Here is a 19,576-nt window from a genome sequence, read left to right as displayed (position 1 = left end):
GAGATAGCCCCGTTTCAGAGTTGCACTGAGTGCCTGACCGGCTGCAAAATGGCATGATTAGCTTGAACGGGTGATGCAGGTTGTACGGCACGCTTTCCCTGAAGTGAAAACGTTACATGCCAGTCATCTCTGCTTCATCCTTTTCATCTATAAATCCAACCAGCATGGGTGCTGATGCACTCCTGTCGGCCATAAATCAGGGACAGCAATGAACAAGCGGATCCTCGTGGCGATCGTTATCGCCGTTGTGATAGCCGGTTTTAATGCACTGCGCAGTAACGATCGGGTGATTGCCAACGTACCGGCGGTAGCCGAGGGTCAGAGTATTGACCAACTGACGCAGCAGCAAAGGGTGGTGAGCTACCTGCAGCAGCATCAGCGGCTGCCGGACTATTACATCACCAAGAAGCAGGCGCGTGAACAGGGATGGGATGCACGTAACGGCAATCTGTGTTCGGCGTTGCCGGGCAAAGCGATTGGCGGCGATCGTTTCTCAAACCGTGAAGGGCAACTGCCCACGGCCCGCAATCGGGTATGGCATGAGGCGGATATCAATTATCAATGCGGCCGGCGCGGCGCCGATCGTTTGCTGTATTCCAGCGATGGCCTGATTTTTGTCACGCGTGACCATTATAAAAACTTCATTCGGGTGGAGTGAGCTTGATGGCAAAAGTAGAGTTCGATTTTAATCAGATTAACGATTTGCCGGCTTTTTACCGCGACTTCGCGCATAAGTTTGCGCTGGATGAGGCCTTTGGTGCCAATCTGGATGCACTGTGGGACGTGGTGACGGCGGACATAGGTTTGCCGGTGGAGATAGAATTTACCCATCTCAATGCCCGCAGCAAACGTCGCTTTGGCGCGATTATCCTGTTGTTCGAAGAGGCGGAGGAAGAGCTGGAAGGCAGCCTGCGTTTCAATATCCGTGAAAGCAGCGGTGAACCTGCACATCACCGGGGATGAACTGGGTTCATCCCGTGGTGACGGCGGCGATCATTCTGCGGTCTCGGCCAGATCGCGCAGGTACTGGAAGATTTGACGGTAAGCTTTCGGCGGCTTGTTAGCGGCCTTCTCTTTCTGTGCGTTACGCACCAGTGAGCGCAGCTGCTGGCGATCGGCTTCCGGATACAGCGCCAAAATCGGCGGGATCGCGTCATCACCTTCTTCGACCAGGCGGTCACGTAATGCTTCCAGCTTGTGGAACAGCGAAACCTGTTGGTTATGGCGGTTCTTCAGCTTGTCGAGCGCAGTCTGAATCGGCTCTACGTCGCGGGCGCGCAACATCTTGCCAATCAGCTGCAGCTGACGGCGGCGACCTTCTTTTTTGATCTTCTGCGCCAGATCAATCGCAGCGCGCAAATCTTCATCCAGCGGGATACGTTCCAGCGCGTTCTTGCCCAGCTCGACCAGTTCAACACCCAGGTCTTTCAGCGCTTCGGCATCACGTTTAATTTCACTTTTACTGACCCAGATAATCTCGTCATCTTCCTCGTCAATGTTCTCCGGGACATCGTCGAGCCAGTCTTCAGGCTGTTTGTTCATGGTAGGCTCCGTTAAAAAGAGGCTAATCCTAACAGGTTGCCGGCTTTATGCGAAATTCCACGCGGTTCCTGTTAGACTCAAAAGTATAAATCTCATGATTTTTGCGTGTGACTCCACGCGCAACCACGCCGCCACGGCACTTTTCTCAACGATTTTCTGATTAAGTATGGCAGATTGATGAAAGTAGTCACTCAAGTTGCACAGCAGCGCAAGGCGCTGGAACAGGCCGTTTCACAGGCTTTGGAACTGGCGCGCGCCGGTTCTGATGCGGCAGAAGTTGCCGTGACCAAATCTACCGGTATCAGCGTCAGCACCCGCTTTGGCGAGGTGGAGAACGTTGAATTCAACAGCGATGGCGCGTTGGGTATTACCGTCTATCACCAGCAACGTAAAGGCAGCGCTTCATCTACCGATCTCAGCCCGGACGCTATTGCTCGCACCGTGCAGGCGGCGCTGGATATCGCCCGTTATACCTCGGTGGATCCTCATGCCGGCCCGGCGGAGAAAGACCTGCTGGCATTTGACGCGCCGGACCTGGATCTGTTCCACCCGGCAGAGCTGGATGCCGATCGCGGTATTGAGCTGGCTGCCCGCGCCGAACAGGCGTCCCTGGCGGCGGACAAGCGCATCACCAATACCGAAGGCGGCAGCTTTAACAGCCACTACGGCATTAAAGTGTTCGGCAACAGCCACGGCATGTTGCAAAGCTATTGTTCCAGCCGACATTCGTTGTCGAGCTGTGTGATCGCCGAGCAGGGGGGGGATATGGAGCGTGATTACGCCTATACCATCGGCCGTGCGATGAGCGATCTGGAAAGCCCTGAATGGGTGGGGCAGGAATGTGCCCGTCGCACCTTGTCACGCCTGTCTCCGCGCAAGCTGTCGACCATGACCGCACCGGTGCTGTTTGCCTCTGAAGTGGCGACCGGTTTGTTCGGCCACCTGGTTGGCGCCATCAGCGGCAGCAGCGTTTACCGTAAATCGACTTTCCTGCTGGATTCGCTGGGCAAGCAGATCCTGCCGGAGTGGCTGACCATCGAAGAGCATCCGCATCTGCTGAAAGGGCTGGCTTCCACGCCGTTCGACAGCGAGGGCGTGCGTACTCAACGGCGTGACATTGTCAAAGACGGCGTGCTGCAAACCTGGCTGATGACCAGCTATGCGGCGCGTAAGCTCGGCATGCACAGTACTGGCCATGCGGGCGGCATCCATAACTGGCGTATTGCCGGTCAGGGTAATGACTTTGCCGGCATGTTGAAACAGTTGGGGACCGGCCTGGTGGTCACCGAACTGATGGGGCAGGGCGTCAGCGGTATTACCGGTGACTACTCACGCGGCGCGGCTGGTTTTTGGGTGGAAAATGGCGAGATCCAATATCCGGTCAGCGAGGTAACCATTGCCGGTAACCTGAAAGATATGCTGCGCAATATCGTCAGCGTGGGCAGCGATATCGAAACCCGCAGCAACATCCAGTGTGGTTCCGTGTTGTTGCCGGACATGAAAATCGCCGGTCAGTAAATCTGCTTACGGCTGGCCGCTCCGGTTGCCAGCCGCATCACTTCCCCTTCCCCGTTTTAACCTTGCTTACAAATCTTCGGTTTCGGTTTTCAGTCCCCTTGCCTATGGTTAGGCTGGGTCAAATAAAACGATAACTGGAAGGTGAGCAAGTATGTCGAACAAACTGAAAGCGCTGTTGGCGTTGGCATTATTGGGTGCCAGTTCACTGGCGGTCGCGGCCGATCTGGCCGACGATATGGATACCATCGCAGGCAATTACAAAAAGGTGCTGAGCACCGACTCTACCGATACCTTCAAACAAAGCTTGCAGAATATGCGTGCCGCGGCAGTGGATGCCAAGCAAAGCAAGCCGCCAAAAATGGAGGACAAAGCCAACGATAGCCCAGAGATAAAAGATTTCCATCACGGGCTGGATACGCTGATTGGCCAGATCGATCAGTCGCTGGCGTTGGCTAATCAGGGCAAGCTGGCAGAAGCCAAACAGGTCGCCCAGGGTTTCAAGCAAACCCGCGACGCCAACCACAAGAAATTCCGCTAAACCCTTTCGCGCCGTTCTGAGGCCAGATAACAGGACGGCGCCTGCCCCAGTACGCGGCGAAACATGGTTGCAAACGCCGCGCTGCTTTCATAACCCATTTCCAGCGCTACCTGAGTCACACTGCTACCTTCAGCCAACCGGGCCAACGCCAACACTACGCAGGCCCGTTGACGCCATTGTGAAAATGACATGCCGGTTTGATCCCGGAAAAAGCGGCTGAAGCTGCGGATACTCATATACAGGCGTTTAGCCCAGGCCTGCGGCGAGTCGTGCGCGTCAGGTTGCTGCAGAAAACGTTGGCACAGTTCCTCCAGTCGCCGGTCGGCAGGCAGTGGGATGTGCAGTGGCAGAGATTGTAGGTGGGCAATCTCATGCAATAACAGACTGACCAATGCGCCGTCACGGCCTTGCTGCTGATACTCCAGTGGCATATCGACCGCCGCCATCAACAGTTGGCGCAGCAGCGGTGTCACGCTAACCACCTGGCAAACCTGTGGCTGAGCGGCCGGCAGCGCTGCAGGCTCAATGTACAGGCTGCGGGTAGTGACGCCGACCATTCTCACCTCATGCGGCATCTGTGGCGGTAGCCATACCGCTCGCTGCGGTGGCACAAGCCAGTTCCCCTGGCGGGTGAATACGTGCATCACGCCGGTAGCGCCATACAACAGCTGGGCACGCCGGTGGCTATGCATGGGCAACAGATGGCCTGAAGGATAGTCGGTACCTATGGCAATCACCGGTCTGGGCACGTGGTCGAGGTCATCAATACGTAAGTTACGCATAAAACCTGTTATTGAGCAGTTTGGCCGAAACGCAATGATAGTTGGCCTTTCATATGAAGCAAGCCAATAGCCATCGTTTTATTCTGCCCTCCGACATTTTTACTCAGGGGGGACTTGAGGCTATGGCAGATATCATTCTCGTATTGTTAACCGGGTTTATTACCGGCATTACCACCATTTTGTTCGGTTTTGGCGGTGGTTTTGTGGTGGTTCCCTTTGTTTATCATCTGGTTGCGGCTTCGGGCGAACACCCTGGTCAGGCGATGCATATCGCGGTAGCGACCTCGACGGCGGTAATGATCCTGAATTCGGGTTATGCCACCTTCACCAACTGGCGCAGCGGTAACCTGCTGCGTGAAACCATTGTCCCGTTGGTTTATTTTATCGGCATTGGCGCTGCATTGGGGGCTTTTGCCTCCAGTTTTCTTGAGGACGCAGTGGTTCGGCTGCTGTTTATTCTTTATATGCTGGTGACGATCGCAGATTGTCTGTTCAGACAGGGTTTTTTAGTCAAGCCGGCCCGTGCAGGGCTGTCAAAAACGACCTTGTGGGTCGGTGGTCCGGTAATCGGGGTGATTGCGACCTTACTCGGTGTCGGGGGGAGCGTGCTGACCGTGCCTTTATTGCGTCGGCATGGCTACGAAATGAAGCATTGCGTCAGCGCGGCCAATCCGTTGTCGATCCCGGTCGCCGTCATTGGTGCATTGATGTATATCGGATTGGGCTGGAGGGAAATGACCGGGCCGCAATATCTGGGTTATGTCAATCTCACCCTGCTGGGTATGTTGGTGGTGGCGGGTATTGCGGGGATAGCGTTTGCCAAAAGATGGCTGCCGAAGGTTAACGACAGGTGGCATGCCAGAATTTATATATTGCTGCTGATCCTGGTTTTGATCGCCATCAGTTTGTAAGGCACAGAAAGGGCGGCAGGGTACCGCCCTGATAACCGCTTAGCGGTGGTATTCACCTGCCGCTTCCGGCTGGTACAACAGTTCCAGCACCTCGATATGTGCTTCCTCACCGTTCGGCAACTGCCAGGTAATCTGGTTACCTATGTGCATGCCCAGCAGGGCTGCGCCCAAAGGTGCCATAACCGAAAGCTGTTCGTGGCTGTCCTTCAGCGAAGCCGGGTAAACCAGCGTCCGCACGTGTTCTTCTGCAGTATGCAGGTCGCGGAAACGCACGCGGCTGTTCATGGTTACCACGTTGGCTGGGATTTGGGACGGCGGCAGAATTTCGGCGCGATCCAGCTCGATGTTCAGCGCAGTGGCGACATCGGTGTTGGCAAAGGCCGGTTGTGCCAATAGCGCATCCAGGCGCTCCGCATCCAGCTCATTAATAGTAATGGTTGGTTTGGTCATTCCACTCTCCAGTCAAATCAAAGGGCGTCAGGTTACGCGCCCATAAATTCGGAAAAACAGCACAAAAGCAACACCCCCGCGCCAGAGGAGCGGGGGTGTTGTTGATGTCGAATTGTCTTACCGATAGTAGGCGGTTAAGCGGGGAAAAGAAAGAGATCCCGATCACGAAGCTTTTCACCGTCGCCGGGCGAGCTGGAAACACTTTGTGGCGTTATCTTTTTGTAATTTAATTGAATTATCTGGCAAATGCTTATTTTGCGAAATGGATCCCTGACGGTCACTGAATTTCCACTTCCAACTGGAAAAAAACAGGCTACACAGAAAATCTCCCCGGGGTTAGGGTAAAGGCATCAGAGAAGGCGGGTTATTCAGGTGATGCCGTGCAATTGACCGAATCATGTTTGGATCTAGGGGTACTGAAAAGTGAATGATGGATCTGTTGCGATAGAAAATAGTGAGCAACCCGATGTCAGCCTGGCCGGGACAATCACCGAACAGGTGCTGGCAGGTATTACCGAGATGCTAAACGCCGAGGGTATTTATACCAACGCGGTACAGCAACAGATGCTGGAGTCGCATATTCGTGCCATGGTGCTACGTTCAATAACCGGTGAGCCATTACCGGAAGTCGATAAATCACTGTTTGATGAAATTTCGGCGGAATCAATGCAAATGGCCGAGCGGGTAGTGGGGCAGTTTGCAACTTTACCTATCGAAGAAGCTTATTTACTTTCCGTGCATTTTGAAGTGGCAAAAGATAATAACCAATAGCTGTTAACGAACTAATTTAATCAGGAGAAAATACCATGGGTCAGATTACTGTAGTGATTGGCGATCGTTTGGGTAAAGGTCAGAAAGTAGGTCAGGGCATTGAAAATGCAGGCGGAAAAGCCATTGTTATCCCTGGCGTGGCGGCGGATATGAAGCTGGGCGACGTGATGAAAGCGGAAGGCGCGCAGTTGGGCATTTCTTTCTGCGGCAGCGGCGGTGCAGGGGCAATTACCGCTCAGACCAAATACGGTTATAAAGCTAAATACGGCATGCGCTCGATTGATGAAGGCGTGACGGCAATTAACGAAGGCTGCACCGTATTAGGTTTCGGTTTTATGGATAAAGAAGAGCTGGGACAAAGGTTGGTTGAGGCCTACGTTAAAAAACACGGCAATCCGTAATGAAAGAACACTATACAACGTCGGTAAAGGTGGAGGGTAAAGGCGACAGCAAAGCGAAAGCTTTTGCTTCCGCTTTGGCCAACGTGCAGGGCGCGGTATTAAAATCCACCAGTAATATTCTGCTGCGTATTGAACCGCAGGATGTCAGCGTATTAAAAGCGGAAGAGAAAATAACAAAAGAAAAGTTTCTTTTTTTCTTTCTTCCGCGCGAAAGAAAAAACTACTCCGTTACTCTGGAAATAACCGTGAACGTGACAATCATCAACACAGAAAAAGTTGTCTTCGTCACGAAATAAAAACGTTAGCATAAATCAAAGGGTATACTGATGTTTTTAATCATCTTATTTAAGTCGCTTATTATCGGCGGACTGGTGGGGGTTGGCGTAGGGGCCGGCGCCGCACGCATGTTCCATGCCCCGACCACCCAGGGCATGGGCGCTTTCCGTACCTTGGGCGAGCTGAACTCCTGCGAGGGCGATCCGGCTTCCCACTTCTCATTCGGTCTGGGCTTCTTCTTCAACGCCTGGGCGTCTTCCGTGGCGGCAGGTGCCTTCACGCAGGACGTTGACCACCGCATTATCCCACACTGGGGTGCGGCAGCGCTGATGGTCAAAAACCGCAACCTGGCGCAAACGCTGCACGATCCGAAAAAAATGGCTATCGCGTGCGGCATCATTGGCATGCTGGTGGTGGCTTTCCTTAACACCACCGCTTCAGCAGTGCCTGCTGCACTGCAAGTCACGGCGATTAAAGTGTTGGTACCGGCGGCTAACCTGCTGGTGAACACCGTGATGCCGGTGATTTTCTGGTTGGCGGCGATCGACGCCGGGCGTCGCTCCGGTTTCTGGGGCACCATCTTTGGCGGTTTGGCGCAGCTGATCATGGGCAACGCCGTACCGGGTCTGGTGCTGGGCATCCTGATCGGTAAAGGCGTGGAAGAGAGCGGCTGGAACAAAATCACCAAGATCATGATGGCCGTGATCGTGCTGTTGTTCGTGCTGAGCGGTTTCTTCCGCGGCTTCGACATGAAAGTCCTCGAGTCCTTCAGCCTTGGCGTGCCGGGCTGGCTGGATGCCATTCACAATACCCTGAGCGGTAAATAAGGAGCTGGATGATGGAAGAACAAACCCAAAAAGGCTTCTGGTATGCCGACTGGTCATTCCCGATTTTTGTTGGCCTGCTCTCGTCCGGCGTGTTCGCCGGGACCCACATGTACTACCTGTACGGCATCGGTGCCTTTAACGAAGTGGCCTTCGTTTCCATGCTGCGGGCCGGAATGGATACCGGCGTTTATGGTGCGGTAGCGGCATTCGGTGCCAGCTTCCTGTTTGCGCGCATCATCGAAGGCTCACTGGTGGGGATCCTGGACATCGGCGGTGCAATCCAGACCGGTGTAGGTCTGGGAGTGCCGGCACTGTTGCTCGGGGCCGGCATTATCTTCCCGGTTGCCAACTTTGCCGCTTCACTCATCACCGGCCTGGTGATTGGTCTGGCGATTGGCTACCTGATCATTCTGGCGCGTAAATTTACCATCAACCAAAGCAATTCCACCTACGGGGCGGACGTGATGATGGGGGCCGGTAACTCTTCCGGGCGTTTCCTGGGGCCGTTGATCATTCTGTCGGCGATGACCGCTTCGATTCCGATTGGCATTGGTTCACTGCTCGGCGCACTGCTGTTCTATATCTGGAATAAGCCAATCACCGGTGGGGCGATCCTCGGGGCGATGCTGTTAGGGGCTATTTTCCCGGTAGCCATCGCTTAAATGCGATTGTGATTGTTGGGGAGCGGTATGCCGCTCCCCGGCTTGAAAAGGAGTGACGCAGTATGTATGACTTAGTAATCAGACGCGCCAGACTGGCGGATGACCGACTGGTCGATTTGGCGGTTCAGGACGGCAAGATTGCCGAGGTCGGGCAACTGGCTGAAGACGTTCGCGCTCATCGGCAATGGGATCTGGCGGGCAATCACCACCTGAGTGCCGGCTGGATCGACTCCCACGTGCATTGCTACCCCTCTTCGCCGATTTACCATGACGAACCGGATTTGGTCGGCACCGCCTGTGGCGTCACCACGGTGGTCGACGCCGGTAGCACCGGCACTGACGATGTCGATACGTTTTATGCACTGACGCGCCGTGCGAAAACCAACGTTTTTGCCTTCCTGAATATTTCGCGCATCGGTCTGCTGCGACAGAACGAACTGGCAGACCTGGCCGATATCGACAAGCAGAAAGTCAGCCAGGCGATAGGCGAACACCCGGGTTTTATCATTGGCATCAAGGCGCGCATGAGCAGCAGCGTGGTCGGCCAGAATGGCACCCGGCCGCTGGTGCTTGCCAAAGAGATCCAACAGGAAAATAACCAATTGCCGCTGATGGTGCATATCGGCAATAACCCACCGGATCTCGATGAGATAGCCGATCTGCTGACCCGTGGCGACATTATCACCCACTGCTACAACGGCAAGCCAAACCGTATCCTGACTCCGGCGGGCACGCTGCGTGAGTCTATTCAGCGTGCGCTGCAGCGCGGTGTGTTGCTCGACGTTGGCCACGGAACCGCCAGCTTCAGCTTTGAGGTCGCCCGGCAGGCGATTGCCTTGGGCATTTTGCCACATACCATCAGTTCCGATATTTACTGCCGCAACCGTATGGCCGGGCCGGTACACAGCCTGGCGACGGTGATGTCCAAATTCTTCAGCGTCGGGCTGTCGCTGCCGCAGGTGATCGCCTGCGTGACTGAGAATGCCGCGTCGGCGCTACGCCTGGTCAATAAGGGCCGGCTCGAAGTGGGTTGCGACGCCGATTTCACCCTTTTTGATCTCCGCCAGGGGCCGCAGGTTTTTGCCGATTCAGAAGGGCAATCGGCAGCCGGCCAACAGTTGCTGGTTCCGCTGGCCGCGGTGGTGGCCGGGGAAATCCTATTAACCGATGAAGGGAAAGCCGCTCATGTCTTCGATTTATGAAAAATATAATTTAAAACAGGTCATTAATACGTCAGGTCGCATGACCATGCTTGGCGTATCCACGCCGCGTCAGGACGTCATTGACGCGGTTGACTACGGCCTGAATCACTATTTTGAAATCAAGGATCTGGTCGACAAGACCGGGGCCTATATCGCCAATCTGTTGAATGTCGAAGATGCGGTGATCGTTTCCTGCGCCTCGGCAGGTATCGCCCAGTCGGTGGCGGCACTGATCGTTAAAGACAACGCCAACCTGCTGGTGAATTTGCACTCTGCGCCGATTAGCGTACCGCGGGAAATCGTGTTGCCGCGTGGCCATAACGTCAACTTCGGCGCACCGGTCGACACCATGGTGGCGCTGGGGGGCGGCAAAGTGGTCGAGGCGGGTTATGCCAACGAGTGTTCTGCCGAGCAGCTCGAAGCCTGCATCACGCCGCAGACCGCCGCCATTCTCTATATCAAGTCGCACCACTGCGTGCAGAAAAGCATTCTTTCCGTTGAGCAGGCGGTGGTGGTGGCGCGTAAGCATAACCTGCCACTGATCGTCGACGCCGCCGCGGAAGAAGATTTGCTGTGCTACTACCAGATGGGGGCCGACCTGGTTATTTACAGCGGTGCCAAAGCCATCGAAGGCCCCACCAGCGGGTTGGTGATCGGCAAGAAGCAATACGTCGAGTGGGTGAAGCTGCAGTCCGGCGGCATCGGCCGGGCGATGAAAGTGGGCAAAGAAGGCATTCTCGGCCTGACGCAGGCGATCGAAAGCTATCTGACGTTGGAAAAAACCACCGGTCAACAAATGGTGGAAAGAATGACGCCGTTTATCGACAGCCTGAACACCCTGACCGGTATCAGCGCTAAAACCGTCTGGGACAGTGCCGGCCGTGATATTGCGCGGGCAGAGATCACCTTTGACGAAGCGGTGCTGGGGCATTCGACCTACGACATCGTGCAGGCGCTGAAAACCGGCGCTATCGCCATCTACTTCCGCGGCTATAAGGCTAACGAAGGCAAGATTGAAGTGGATGTGCGCAGCGTTGATCAGCAACAGCTGATGACCGTCTTCACCTGTATTAAAAATCTGTTCACGGAGAAACAAGCATGAAGCTGCACCCTAACTACTATCGCGATCGCGTGTGCCTCAACGTATTGGCCGGCTCGAAAGACAATGCGCAGGACATTTATTCGGCGGCGGAAGGGCATGTGCTGGTGGGCGTTCTGTCCAAGAACTACCCGGACGTCGACAGCGCGGTGGCAGACATGCAGCGCTATGCGCGGCTGATTGAAAATGCGCTGTCAGTGGGGCTGGGCGCGGGGGATCCGAAACAATCGGCGATGGTCAGCCTGATTTCTCAGCAGGTGCAGCCGCAACACGTAAACCAGGTGTTTACCGGTGTCGGTGCCAGCCGTGCGCTGCTGGGCCAAAATGACAGCGTGGTCAACGGCCTGGTATCGCCTACCGGCCGCGTTGGCTGGGTGAAGATCTCAACCGGCCCGCTGAGTGCAGCGGCACCGGACGGCATTGTGCCTGTGGAAACCGCCATTGCCCTGTTAAAAGACATGGGCGGCAGCTCAATCAAATATTTCCCGATGGGCGGGTTGGCATGCAAAGAAGAATACCAGTATGTGGCCCAGGCCTGCGCCGAACATGACTTTATGCTGGAACCGACCGGCGGCATCGATCTGGAAAACTTCGAGCCGATCGTCGAGATCGCATTGGCTGCGGGTGTGAAACGGGTGATCCCACATATCTACAGCTCCATCATCGACTCCGCTACTGGCAACACTCGCCCGCAGGACGTTAAAACTCTGCTGGCAATCACCAAAAAACTGGTCGGGTAAACGCATTATCGGATGACGTAAGGCAGGGAGGCGACAGGCTCTGTATCCACAGGCGCGGGCATTCCGCGCCGCTTTCTATCATAAGGATAACTATGCGAAACTGGCAGTCTCCAACCCTACGCACCGCGTTAACCCTGGCGCTACTGGCGATGACCAGCCCGGTGCTGCATGCTGAGGATGCAATGAAATCTACGTCATCTCATTTTGCTTATATCGGTACCTACAACCCCAACGGTGAAGGCGTTTACCGGGTGCAGGTTGATTCGGCCAGCGGTGCGTTAAGCGCCAGAACGCTGGTCAGCAAGCAGGCCAATCCGGCACAGCTTACCGTGGATGCCAAAGGTCAGACGCTGTATGTTGCCAGTGAAGTGGCGGATTTTAACGGCACCAAACACGGCGGCATTATTGCCTACCATATCAATCCGTCCGATGGCGGCCTGACGCAGCTTAATCAGGTCGATTCACAAGGCGCGGGGCCGGTTTATCTTTCTCCGACGCCCAATGGCCGTTATCTGCTGGTAGCGAACTACGTCAGTGGCACCGTGGCGGCCTTCCCGCTGGAGAGTGACGGTAAGCTGGGTAACGCCAGCTCGGTACAGCAACAGCAAGGGCCCGCAGGTGCCGGCAAGCCGGAAGGTGCGGTGGAAGGCAGTTTTGCCATCAGCGATCACAACGGGCCGCATGCGCATATGATCGCCAGCGATCCTGGCGGCAAGTTTGTGTTTTCTACCGATCTGGGGCTGGATCGGATCTACCAGTGGCGCTTTGACGATGCCAGTGGCCAACTGACGCCGAACGATCCACCGTGGGTCGCCGCATCTTCTGCTGGTGCCGGCCCGCGTCACTTTGTCTTCCATCCGGACGGCAAAACTGTGCTGCTGGTGAATGAAGAGGCCTCTACGCTGACCAGCTACCGTTTTGACAGCAAAAAAGGGACTCTGAAACAGTTACATGTTGTTTCTTCGCTGCCTGCCGATTATAAGGGTACCAACTTCGCCGCCGGGCTGGTTCTGAGCGCAGACGGCAAAAATCTGTATGTTGCCAACCGGCTACATAACAGCATCGCGCAGTTCAGCGTCGGCAGCGATGGCGAGTTGCACGCGGTGGCGGAAACCTGGACGCGCGGCGATTATCCACGATCCCTGACGCTAAGCCCGGACGGCCATTATCTGTATGCAATGAACCAACGCAGCGATAACGTCACCCGCTTTGGCGTGGATAAGGCCAGCGGTAAACTCAGCTTTGTTGAAGGCTATACGCCGGTGGGCAGCCCTTCGCAAATGGTGTTCTTGCCGGTGGTGAAGTAACCCTTTGCCTGCCTGATTCCCCAGGCGGGCACCTTAATGACGGAAAGTGAATGGTGCGATTTCCCTACCCGCGTTTGGCCTATCTGTTTGATGCTTTGCAGTCAGAGACTTTGCCACAGGAAGAGCTGGCGAAGCGCTTCGCTGTTTCCACCCGAACCGTGCGCACCGACATCACCGCGCTGAACGATATTCTGGAAAACTATGGTGCCCACTTTGTGCATAGCCGTGGGGCGGGTTATCGCCTGCAGGTCGATGACGCCGTACTGTTTAGCGCCCTGCAACATCAGGAACGTAAAAAACACGCCACGCCACGCAGCGCGCAGGAACGGGTGCACTATTTGCTGATTCGTTTTCTGACCTCAGCCTTTTCTCTGAAACTTGAAGATTTAGCCGATGAATGGTTTGTCAGCCGTGGCACGCTGCAAAACGACATGGCTGAGGTAAGAGAGCGTCTGGCGCACTACCAATTGACCATTGAAACCAAACCGCGCTACGGCATGAAGCTGTTTGGTTCGGAGATGGCGATCCGCGCCTGTCTGACCGATCTGTTATTCCAATTGCATCTGGCCGATGCCGAAAATCCGCTGCTCAACAATGAGATCCTGCGGCAACCGCAGGTGGTGACCTTTGCCGGTTTGCTGCATCCGTTGCTGTCGCAATATGCCATTCGTTTGACGGACGAAGGTGAGCAGTATCTGATTTTCTATTGTGCAGTGGCGCTGCGACGTATTACCGATGGTTATCCGCTGCCGGACTTTGACGTAGAGGACGGGGATGACGCGGTGCGCAAGGTTTCGACCTGGCTGGCCGGGGAACTGCGCAAAGCCAGTGGCAAAGAGATATCGATAGCGGAAGAGGCCTACCTGCGGGTGAACATCGCCGCGCGGCGGGTGCAGGAGGTGCAACCGACCGAGATCAATGCCGACGATGAAGAAGCGTTGGTAGATTACATTCTGTCGTATATCAATGCGCACTATAACTACAATCTGCAGGGTGACAAGCAGCTGCGTGCCGATCTGCTGACCCATATCAAGACCATGATCACCCGGGTGAAATACCAGATTAATATCCCCAACCCGCTGCTGGCGAACATTAAACAGCACTACCCGATGGCCTATGACGTGACGTTGGCCGCGGTCTCCAGCTGGGGGAAATACACGCCTTACACCCTGAGTGAAAACGAGATTGGTTATCTGGTACTGCACATTGGCGTTGGGCTGGAGCGGCATTACAACATCGGCTATGAGCGACATCCGCAGGTGATGCTGGTGTGCGATACCGGTAACTCGACGGTGCGGATGATCCAGGCGCAGATCGCACGCAAATACCCGCAGTTGGTGATGACGCGCATCGTTTCACTGCGTGATTACGAGGTACTCAGCCATATCGACGAAGACTTCGTTATTTCCAATGCGCGGGTTAGCGAAAAGAACAAGCCGGTGGTGGTCATGTCGCCGTTCCCGACCGAATACCAGCTCGAACAGCTCGGCAAACTGGTGCTGGTGGATCGCACCAAGCCCTATATGCTGGAGAAGTTCTTCGACGCCGAGCATTTTATGTTGGTCAACGAGCCGCTGACCCAGGCGGAATTGTTCCAGAAGGTGTGCGGCCAGCTTGAACGCGAAGGCTATGTTGGCGATGATTTTTATCCTTCGGTGGTGGAGCGCGAGGCGATTGTTTCCACCCTGCTGGGTGAAGGGATAGCATTGCCGCACTCGCTGGGGTTGCTGGCGAAAAAAACCGTCGTGGTGACGCTGCTGGCACCACAGGGGGTGGTCTGGGGGGAGGGTGAAATTGCTCACGTGATTTTCCTGCTGGCGATCAGTAAGAGCGATTACGAAGAGGCGATGGCAATCTACGATCTGTTCGTCACCTTTGTGCGCGAACGTTCGATGAGTCGCCTGTTGGGCAGTGACAATTTCGACAGCTTCAAGGCGGTGGCGCTGGACTGTTTAAGCCGGATATAGCTGCAGGAATGATGTGTTGTAAAGCAGGTGCGCAGCATGTAGCGCACCTGACTCTTTAGTCTTCGTCAAAACCGGAATTGATCAATTCGATCACCGCCGCCAGTGCTTTCGCTTCATCCGGGCCGGTGGCTTCCACTTCGATATGACGCCCCTGCGCGGAGTCCAGCATCAGCAGCGCAATCACGCTGCTGGCCTCGGCCTCGGTGCCACTGTCGTTGCGTAGCATCACCTCGGCATCAAAGCTCTGCACCAGCTCAAACAGCTTCATCGCCGGGCGTGCGTGCATACCCAGCTTGTTTTTGATTTCAACCGTTTGTTTGACCGTCATTGTTTGCGTTTTTCCAGCGTGCGATGGCGTGACTGCACGTTTTTGCCGCGTGAGCGGAAGTAGTCGGCCAGCTGTTCTGCCACGTAGACTGAACGGTGCTTACCGCCGGTACAACCAATGGCGACCGTCAGGTAGCTGCGGTTGTTGGTTTCCAGCATAGGCAACCATTGTTCGAGATAGCTGCGGGTCTGGTAGATAAAGTTGTGCACTTCAGTGTGGCGATCGAGGAACGAGGCGACGGGTTTATCCAGACCGGTCATCGGGCGCAGTTTCGGATCCCAGTGCGGGTTAGGCAAGAAGCGTACGTCGAAGACATAATCGGCGTCGATTGGAATACCGTGCTTGAAACCAAAGGATTCGAACACCATGGTCAGTTCGCGCTCGCGTTTGCCCAACAGGCGGGTACGCAGCATTTCGGCCAGTTCATGCACTGACATTTCTGAGGTATCGATGATCAGATCGGCCCTGGAGCGAAGTGGCTCAAGCAGGTCGCTCTCTTCATCGATGGCGCTTTCCAGCGACAGGTTCTTGCTCGATAGCGGATGCAGACGGCGAGTATCACTGTAGCGGCGAATCAACGTATTACGGTCGGCATCGAGGAACAGCAACTGTGGCGAAAAGCTGTCCGGCAGTTGGGTCATCGCATATTCAAACACTTCCGGCGATTCCGGCATGTTACGTACGTCGATGCTTACCGCAGCGGAGCTATTGCGTTCCGCCAGCGTATTGGCAAGCTGCGGCAGCAGTACCACGGGCAGGTTATCAACGCAGTAAAAACCCATGTCTTCCAGCGCCCGCAAGGCGACGGATTTCCCTGAACCGGAACGGCCGCTGACAATCATCAGCACCATGTGGCAACTCCCCCTGGCATCTCAGTGGCGTTTATCGCCACCGTTAGAAACTTTAGGATCCCTGTACGAGCCGGGATCCATCGTGGCTAAACAGTATCGTTATCTGGGCTGGAAGTCACGCCAGCCGGGCGTTACTCGGTGATGATTTGGTAAAGTTCTTCGTCACTTTGCGCCGCACGCAGGCGGCGGCATACGGTTTTGTCGGCCAGGCGTTTGGCGACCAGCGACAGAGTATGCAAATGGGTTTTACATTGGTCGGCAGGTACCAGTAAGGCAAACAGCAGATCGACCGGCTGGTTATCAATGGCGTCAAAGGCGATAGGTTGGTCGAGACGGATAAACACGCCAACGGCCCGCAGTGTGTCCTCTTCCAGTTTGCCGTGGGGAATAGCGATACCATTGCCGATACCGGTACTGCCCATGCGCTCGCGGGTGAGAACCGCGTCAAACACGACCTGTGATGACAGGTTGAGCTGCTTTGCGGCCAGTTCGCTGATAATTTCCAAAGCCCGTTTCTTGCTGGTGCAATGGACGGAGCTTCTGGTGCACTCGATGTTTAACACCGAGCTTAATTGCATTGTTTCGTTGTTCATCTCATCTTCACTTAAAACCACACCAGCAAGCAGGAGGCTTGTGAGGTGATTTTTCGCCTTGTTTAACCTTGATGGCTTATCGGCGCGTACCCATACCCGTCATACTTGAAGCCGCCTCTGTGTTGGCTGCGATCACTTACCCGAATCACTTACCTGAGTAAGCTCATTGGGATAAGTTCCCTTGCCGCCTTGATGCAACTCCAATTATCTAAGGTAATACAGGTAACGCGCCGATGGCCGAGGCTACGTTTGAGCCGTATCCGCTGACGGAAACGGCCCAGAATGTCAGTGTTGTTTCAGTTTGTCTTTATGTTTGTTCAATTGACGCGCCAGTTTGTCGATCAGGGAGTCAATTGCAGCATACATGTTCTCGTCTTCCGAGGTGGCGTGCAACTCGCCTCCATTCACGTGCACCGTCGCTTCCGCAATCTGCTGCACTTTTTCCACACTAAGAACGACATACACCTGATTTATGCGGTCAAAATACTGTTCGAGTTTGGCGAACTTGGTGTTCACGAACTCGCGCAAAGGTTCGGTGATTTCGATGTGGTGTCCGGTAATGTTGAGCTGCATAATGTCTTCCTTCTCAATAGAGGTCAAACCAACTGTTTACGTTGGTTGGACGGCGGGATGGACAAAGACTCTCGGTACTTGGCGACGGTGCGCCGCGCCACGATGATCCCCTGGTCGGAGAGCAGGGTAGCCAGCTTGCTGTCGCTGAGCGGTTTGGCGGGGTTTTCCGCCGCGATCATTTTCTTGACCACTGCCCGGATCGCCGTAGAGGAGGCTTCGCCCCCGCTGTCGGTATTCACATGGCTGGAGAAGAAATATTTCAATTCGAAAATGCCGCGCGGACTGTGCAAAAACTTTTGCGTGGTCACGCGTGAAATTGTCGATTCATGCATCTCCACGGCCTGGGCGATATCTGCCAGCACCATGGGCTTCATAAATTCTGTGCCCTGTTCAAAGAACGCCTGTTGCTGCTCGACGATGCAGCGCGAAACTTTCAGCAGAGTGTCGTTTCGGCTTTCCAGACTTTTGATCAGCCATTTCGCTTCCTGCAAATTGCTGCGGATGTACTGCCCGTCACTGTCGTTACGTGCACTATTGCCCATCGCGGCGTACTGCTGGTTGATCTTCAAGCGTGGAATGCTGTCGCTGTTGAGCTCGACCGTCCAGACATCCTGCACTTTGCGCACCAGCACGTCCGGGATCACATATTCGGATTCGCCGGTGTTGATCGACTGACCCGGACGAGGATCCAGTGACTGGATCAGCATCATCGCTTCTTTCAGTGTATCTTCTTTTGAGCGCGTTGTTCGCATCAGGCTGCGAAAGTCGTGGTTAGCCAGCAGGTCCAGATGCTCGCTGATGATCAGGCGTGCTTCAGCCAGATAGGGCGTGTCTTTAGCGTACTGGGAAAGCTGAACCAGCAGACAATCGCGCAGGTCGCGCGCGGCAACGCCAACCGGATCAAAACGCTGTACGCGCTTCAATACCGCTTCGACTTCGTCCATTGTCACATTCTCGTCACCCAGGCTCTCCAGAATGTCTTCCAGCGGCACGGTGAGATAGCCGGTGTCATCAACGGCGTCGACAATCGAGGTGGCAATAGCGGCATCGGTATCAGAAAATGGCGTCAGATCCACTTGCCACATCAGGTAATCCTGCAGGGTCTGGGTGGTCTCGCCCTGATAAACCGGTAGCTCATCGTCACTGTAATCGGTGCGGGTACCGGACGGCGTGCCTGCGGTGTAGATTTCGTCCCAGGTGGCGTCGAGCGGCAGCTCTTCGGGCATGTCCTTTTGTTCCAACGCCTCGCGGGTATCCAAACCTTCGGTTTCGACAGTTTCTTTGGCGTCGACTTCTTCGTGCAGGTCGCTCTGTTCAAGCAATGGGTTGCTCTCTAACGCCAGCTGTATCTCCTGCTGGAGCTCAAGCGTGGACAACTGCAGCAGGCGAATCGCCTGCTGGAGCTGGGGGGTCATGGCCAGTTGTTGGCTAAACCTGAGTTGCAAACCTTGCTTCATATCTTCAGTCTACTTCCGTTAACAGTCGTCCATCAGGACGCGCTGGCACTCAGAGGCGGAATTCTTCGCCCAGATAAACGCGTTTCACCTGCTCATCGGCCAGAATAGCATCCGGCGTGCCGTGGGCAATCAGTTTGCCCTGGCTGACGATATAGGCGCGTTCACACACGTCCAGCGTTTCGCGCACGTTATGGTCGGTGATCAGCACGCCCAGGCCGCTGTCACGCAAGTGCTCGATAATTTTTTTTATGTCGATAACGGAAATCGGGTCAACCCCGGCGAACGGCTCATCCAGCAGGATGAATTTCGGGTTAGCCGCCAGCGCACGGGCGATCTCGACGCGGCGGCGTTCACCACCGGACAGCGCCTGGCCCAGGTTGTCGCGCAGGTGAGTGATATGGAATTCCTCCATTAGCTCTACCGCACGGTCTGCGCGCTGCTCGCTGCTGAGATCTTCACGGATCTCCAGCACGGCCATCAGGTTGTCATACACGCTGAGGCGGCGGAAGATTGAGGCTTCCTGCGGCAAATAGCCGATGCCACGACGCGCACGGGCGTGCAGCGGCAACAGGCTGATGTCTTCTTCGTCAATCACGATACGCCCGGCATCACGCTGAACGATACCCACCACCATGTAGAAGGTGGTGGTCTTGCCGGCGCCGTTTGGCCCCAGCAGGCCGACGATCTCGCCGGATTTCACTTTCAGGCTGACGTCTTCAACAACTTTGCGGCCCTTGTAGGCTTTCGCCAGGTTTTCTGCGATGAGTGTAGCCATAAGTGA

Annotated in this window: 24 protein-coding genes; 15 read left to right on the top strand and 9 right to left on the bottom strand. The window is 55.2% G+C overall.

What is annotated here, in order from left to right:
- The first annotated feature begins 208 nt into the window (after positions 1 to 208).
- Together OCH02_RS12550 and OCH02_RS12545 are read left to right on the top strand one after the other, a co-directional pair.
- Positions 209 to 658, top strand: a complete 450-nt coding sequence (locus tag OCH02_RS12550) for a ribonuclease (protein WP_261431536.1) — start codon at positions 209 to 211, stop codon at positions 656 to 658.
- 5 nt (positions 659 to 663) lie between these two features.
- A complete protein-coding gene (locus OCH02_RS12545) occupies positions 664 to 963 on the top strand; it encodes a barstar family protein (RefSeq protein ID WP_037416266.1) in 300 nt (99 codons plus the stop codon).
- 30 nt (positions 964 to 993) lie between these two features.
- On the opposite strand, the gene yjgA is transcribed toward OCH02_RS12545, so the two are convergent.
- A complete protein-coding gene (gene yjgA / locus OCH02_RS12540) occupies positions 994 to 1,542 on the bottom strand; it encodes a ribosome biogenesis factor YjgA (RefSeq protein ID WP_012147082.1) in 549 nt (182 codons plus the stop codon).
- 177 nt (positions 1,543 to 1,719) lie between these two features.
- On the opposite strand from yjgA, the gene pmbA reads away from it, so the two are divergent.
- Both pmbA and cybC read left to right on the top strand, forming a co-directional pair.
- Positions 1,720 to 3,060 carry a metalloprotease PmbA gene (gene pmbA / locus OCH02_RS12535; RefSeq protein WP_153858866.1) on the top strand — a complete coding sequence of 447 codons (1,341 nt, stop codon included), beginning with the start codon at positions 1,720 to 1,722 and terminating at the stop codon, positions 3,058 to 3,060.
- A 151-nt stretch (positions 3,061 to 3,211) separates the two neighbouring features.
- Positions 3,212 to 3,598: a cytochrome b562 gene (cybC, locus tag OCH02_RS12530; protein WP_261431535.1), complete on the top strand. Its 387-nt coding sequence runs from the start codon at positions 3,212 to 3,214 to the stop codon at positions 3,596 to 3,598.
- On the opposite strand, the gene OCH02_RS12525 is transcribed toward cybC, so the two are convergent.
- Positions 3,595 to 4,380, bottom strand: a complete 786-nt coding sequence (locus OCH02_RS12525) for an AraC family transcriptional regulator (protein ID WP_261431533.1) — start codon at positions 4,378 to 4,380, stop codon at positions 3,595 to 3,597. The genes cybC and OCH02_RS12525 overlap by 4 nt on opposite strands.
- Before the next feature lie 122 nt (positions 4,381 to 4,502).
- Here OCH02_RS12525 and OCH02_RS12520 point away from each other — a divergent pair, with 122 nt between their 5' ends.
- Positions 4,503 to 5,291, top strand: a complete 789-nt coding sequence (locus OCH02_RS12520; RefSeq protein ID WP_261431531.1) for a sulfite exporter TauE/SafE family protein — start codon at positions 4,503 to 4,505, stop codon at positions 5,289 to 5,291.
- Positions 5,292 to 5,330: 39 nt separating this feature from the next.
- Here the strand turns inward: OCH02_RS12520 and rnk are convergent, their stop codons facing one another.
- Positions 5,331 to 5,741: a nucleoside diphosphate kinase regulator gene (gene rnk / locus OCH02_RS12515; protein WP_261092743.1), complete on the bottom strand. Its 411-nt coding sequence runs from the start codon at positions 5,739 to 5,741 to the stop codon at positions 5,331 to 5,333.
- A gap of 423 nt (positions 5,742 to 6,164) precedes the next feature.
- Between rnk and OCH02_RS12510 the strand changes: the two genes are divergently transcribed.
- The 10 genes from OCH02_RS12510 to OCH02_RS12465 all read left to right on the top strand — a co-directional run bounded on the left by OCH02_RS12510 (position 6,165) and on the right by OCH02_RS12465 (position 14,993).
- The gene (locus OCH02_RS12510) at positions 6,165 to 6,512 is read left to right on the top strand and encodes a glycine dehydrogenase (RefSeq protein WP_167519928.1); all 348 of its coding nucleotides are present in this window, start codon (positions 6,165 to 6,167) and stop codon (positions 6,510 to 6,512) included.
- 35 nt (positions 6,513 to 6,547) lie between these two features.
- Entirely contained in the window at positions 6,548 to 6,913 is a 366-nt protein-coding gene (locus OCH02_RS12505) for a glycine-rich SFCGS family protein (protein WP_012147075.1), read from the top strand.
- A complete protein-coding gene (locus tag OCH02_RS12500) occupies positions 6,913 to 7,209 on the top strand; it encodes a DUF4312 family protein (protein ID WP_261431529.1) in 297 nt (98 codons plus the stop codon). The genes OCH02_RS12505 and OCH02_RS12500 overlap by 1 nt, the downstream gene beginning before the upstream one ends.
- 30 nt (positions 7,210 to 7,239) lie before the next feature.
- The gene (locus tag OCH02_RS12495; protein WP_012147073.1) at positions 7,240 to 8,016 is read left to right on the top strand and encodes a DUF4311 domain-containing protein; all 777 of its coding nucleotides are present in this window, start codon (positions 7,240 to 7,242) and stop codon (positions 8,014 to 8,016) included.
- An 11-nt stretch (positions 8,017 to 8,027) separates the two neighbouring features.
- Positions 8,028 to 8,678: a DUF4310 family protein gene (locus OCH02_RS12490; RefSeq protein ID WP_037416299.1), complete on the top strand. Its 651-nt coding sequence runs from the start codon at positions 8,028 to 8,030 to the stop codon at positions 8,676 to 8,678.
- Between the two features lie 62 nt (positions 8,679 to 8,740).
- The gene (locus OCH02_RS12485; protein WP_261431528.1) at positions 8,741 to 9,880 is read left to right on the top strand and encodes an amidohydrolase/deacetylase family metallohydrolase; all 1,140 of its coding nucleotides are present in this window, start codon (positions 8,741 to 8,743) and stop codon (positions 9,878 to 9,880) included.
- Complete coding sequence (locus tag OCH02_RS12480) at positions 9,864 to 10,982, top strand: DgaE family pyridoxal phosphate-dependent ammonia lyase (protein ID WP_261431527.1); 1,119 nt, start codon at positions 9,864 to 9,866, stop codon at positions 10,980 to 10,982. The genes OCH02_RS12485 and OCH02_RS12480 overlap by 17 nt, the downstream gene beginning before the upstream one ends.
- Positions 10,979 to 11,719: a 2-dehydro-3-deoxy-phosphogluconate aldolase gene (gene dagF / locus OCH02_RS12475; RefSeq protein WP_261431526.1), complete on the top strand. Its 741-nt coding sequence runs from the start codon at positions 10,979 to 10,981 to the stop codon at positions 11,717 to 11,719. The genes OCH02_RS12480 and dagF overlap by 4 nt, the downstream gene beginning before the upstream one ends.
- A 92-nt stretch (positions 11,720 to 11,811) precedes the next feature.
- On the top strand, positions 11,812 to 13,026 hold the full coding sequence (locus tag OCH02_RS12470; RefSeq protein ID WP_261431524.1) for a lactonase family protein: 1,215 nt from the start codon (positions 11,812 to 11,814) through the stop codon (positions 13,024 to 13,026).
- A 50-nt stretch (positions 13,027 to 13,076) separates the two neighbouring features.
- A complete protein-coding gene (locus tag OCH02_RS12465) occupies positions 13,077 to 14,993 on the top strand; it encodes a BglG family transcription antiterminator (protein WP_261431523.1) in 1,917 nt (638 codons plus the stop codon).
- Between the two features lie 55 nt (positions 14,994 to 15,048).
- Here the strand turns inward: OCH02_RS12465 and npr are convergent, their stop codons facing one another.
- The 6 genes from npr to lptB form a co-directional block, all read right to left on the bottom strand.
- On the bottom strand, positions 15,049 to 15,321 hold the full coding sequence (gene npr / locus OCH02_RS12460; protein ID WP_012147066.1) for a PTS phosphocarrier protein NPr: 273 nt from the start codon (positions 15,319 to 15,321) through the stop codon (positions 15,049 to 15,051).
- The gene (rapZ, locus tag OCH02_RS12455) at positions 15,318 to 16,172 is read right to left on the bottom strand and encodes an RNase adapter RapZ (protein ID WP_012147065.1); all 855 of its coding nucleotides are present in this window, start codon (positions 16,170 to 16,172) and stop codon (positions 15,318 to 15,320) included. Before rapZ ends, npr begins: the two co-directional genes overlap by 4 nt.
- Positions 16,173 to 16,303: 131 nt before the next feature.
- Positions 16,304 to 16,765, bottom strand: a complete 462-nt coding sequence (gene ptsN / locus OCH02_RS12450) for a PTS IIA-like nitrogen regulatory protein PtsN (RefSeq protein WP_012147064.1) — start codon at positions 16,763 to 16,765, stop codon at positions 16,304 to 16,306.
- A gap of 285 nt (positions 16,766 to 17,050) precedes the next feature.
- Positions 17,051 to 17,338, bottom strand: a complete 288-nt coding sequence (gene hpf, locus OCH02_RS12445; protein WP_012147063.1) for a ribosome hibernation promoting factor — start codon at positions 17,336 to 17,338, stop codon at positions 17,051 to 17,053.
- 23 nt (positions 17,339 to 17,361) lie between these two features.
- The gene (rpoN, locus tag OCH02_RS12440) at positions 17,362 to 18,795 is read right to left on the bottom strand and encodes an RNA polymerase factor sigma-54 (protein ID WP_261431522.1); all 1,434 of its coding nucleotides are present in this window, start codon (positions 18,793 to 18,795) and stop codon (positions 17,362 to 17,364) included.
- Positions 18,796 to 18,844: 49 nt separating this feature from the next.
- Positions 18,845 to 19,570: an LPS export ABC transporter ATP-binding protein gene (lptB, locus tag OCH02_RS12435; RefSeq protein ID WP_135318176.1), complete on the bottom strand. Its 726-nt coding sequence runs from the start codon at positions 19,568 to 19,570 to the stop codon at positions 18,845 to 18,847.
- Positions 19,571 to 19,576: the final 6 nt, after the last annotated feature.

The sequence above is a fragment of the Serratia quinivorans genome (assembly GCF_946227985.1).
Taxonomy (GTDB): domain Bacteria; phylum Pseudomonadota; class Gammaproteobacteria; order Enterobacterales; family Enterobacteriaceae; genus Serratia; species Serratia quinivorans_A.
This window is presented reverse-complemented; position numbering and strand designations above follow the sequence as displayed.

Bases quoted from the DNA above. Each gene is read 5' to 3' on its own strand.
- OCH02_RS12550 (WP_261431536.1), top strand. From the start codon at position 209: ATGAACAAGCGGATCCTCGTGGCGATCGTTATCGCCGTTGTGATAGCC.
- OCH02_RS12545 (WP_037416266.1), top strand. From the start codon at position 664: ATGGCAAAAGTAGAGTTCGATTTTAATCAGATTAACGATTTGCCGGCT.
- yjgA (WP_012147082.1), bottom strand. From the start codon at position 1,542: ATGAACAAACAGCCTGAAGACTGGCTCGACGATGTCCCGGAGAACATT.
- pmbA (WP_153858866.1), top strand. From the start codon at position 1,720: ATGAAAGTAGTCACTCAAGTTGCACAGCAGCGCAAGGCGCTGGAACAG.
- cybC (WP_261431535.1), top strand. From the start codon at position 3,212: ATGTCGAACAAACTGAAAGCGCTGTTGGCGTTGGCATTATTGGGTGCC.
- OCH02_RS12525 (WP_261431533.1), bottom strand. From the start codon at position 4,380: ATGCGTAACTTACGTATTGATGACCTCGACCACGTGCCCAGACCGGTG.
- OCH02_RS12520 (WP_261431531.1), top strand. From the start codon at position 4,503: ATGGCAGATATCATTCTCGTATTGTTAACCGGGTTTATTACCGGCATT.
- rnk (WP_261092743.1), bottom strand. From the start codon at position 5,741: ATGACCAAACCAACCATTACTATTAATGAGCTGGATGCGGAGCGCCTG.
- OCH02_RS12505 (WP_012147075.1), top strand. From the start codon at position 6,548: ATGGGTCAGATTACTGTAGTGATTGGCGATCGTTTGGGTAAAGGTCAG.
- OCH02_RS12500 (WP_261431529.1), top strand. From the start codon at position 6,913: ATGAAAGAACACTATACAACGTCGGTAAAGGTGGAGGGTAAAGGCGAC.
- OCH02_RS12495 (WP_012147073.1), top strand. From the start codon at position 7,240: ATGTTTTTAATCATCTTATTTAAGTCGCTTATTATCGGCGGACTGGTG.
- OCH02_RS12490 (WP_037416299.1), top strand. From the start codon at position 8,028: ATGGAAGAACAAACCCAAAAAGGCTTCTGGTATGCCGACTGGTCATTC.
- OCH02_RS12485 (WP_261431528.1), top strand. From the start codon at position 8,741: ATGTATGACTTAGTAATCAGACGCGCCAGACTGGCGGATGACCGACTG.
- OCH02_RS12480 (WP_261431527.1), top strand. From the start codon at position 9,864: ATGTCTTCGATTTATGAAAAATATAATTTAAAACAGGTCATTAATACG.
- dagF (WP_261431526.1), top strand. From the start codon at position 10,979: ATGAAGCTGCACCCTAACTACTATCGCGATCGCGTGTGCCTCAACGTA.
- OCH02_RS12470 (WP_261431524.1), top strand. From the start codon at position 11,812: ATGCGAAACTGGCAGTCTCCAACCCTACGCACCGCGTTAACCCTGGCG.
- OCH02_RS12465 (WP_261431523.1), top strand. From the start codon at position 13,077: ATGGTGCGATTTCCCTACCCGCGTTTGGCCTATCTGTTTGATGCTTTG.
- npr (WP_012147066.1), bottom strand. From the start codon at position 15,321: ATGACGGTCAAACAAACGGTTGAAATCAAAAACAAGCTGGGTATGCAC.
- rapZ (WP_012147065.1), bottom strand. From the start codon at position 16,172: ATGGTGCTGATGATTGTCAGCGGCCGTTCCGGTTCAGGGAAATCCGTC.
- ptsN (WP_012147064.1), bottom strand. From the start codon at position 16,765: ATGAACAACGAAACAATGCAATTAAGCTCGGTGTTAAACATCGAGTGC.
- hpf (WP_012147063.1), bottom strand. From the start codon at position 17,338: ATGCAGCTCAACATTACCGGACACCACATCGAAATCACCGAACCTTTG.
- rpoN (WP_261431522.1), bottom strand. From the start codon at position 18,795: ATGAAGCAAGGTTTGCAACTCAGGTTTAGCCAACAACTGGCCATGACC.
- lptB (WP_135318176.1), bottom strand. From the start codon at position 19,570: ATGGCTACACTCATCGCAGAAAACCTGGCGAAAGCCTACAAGGGCCGC.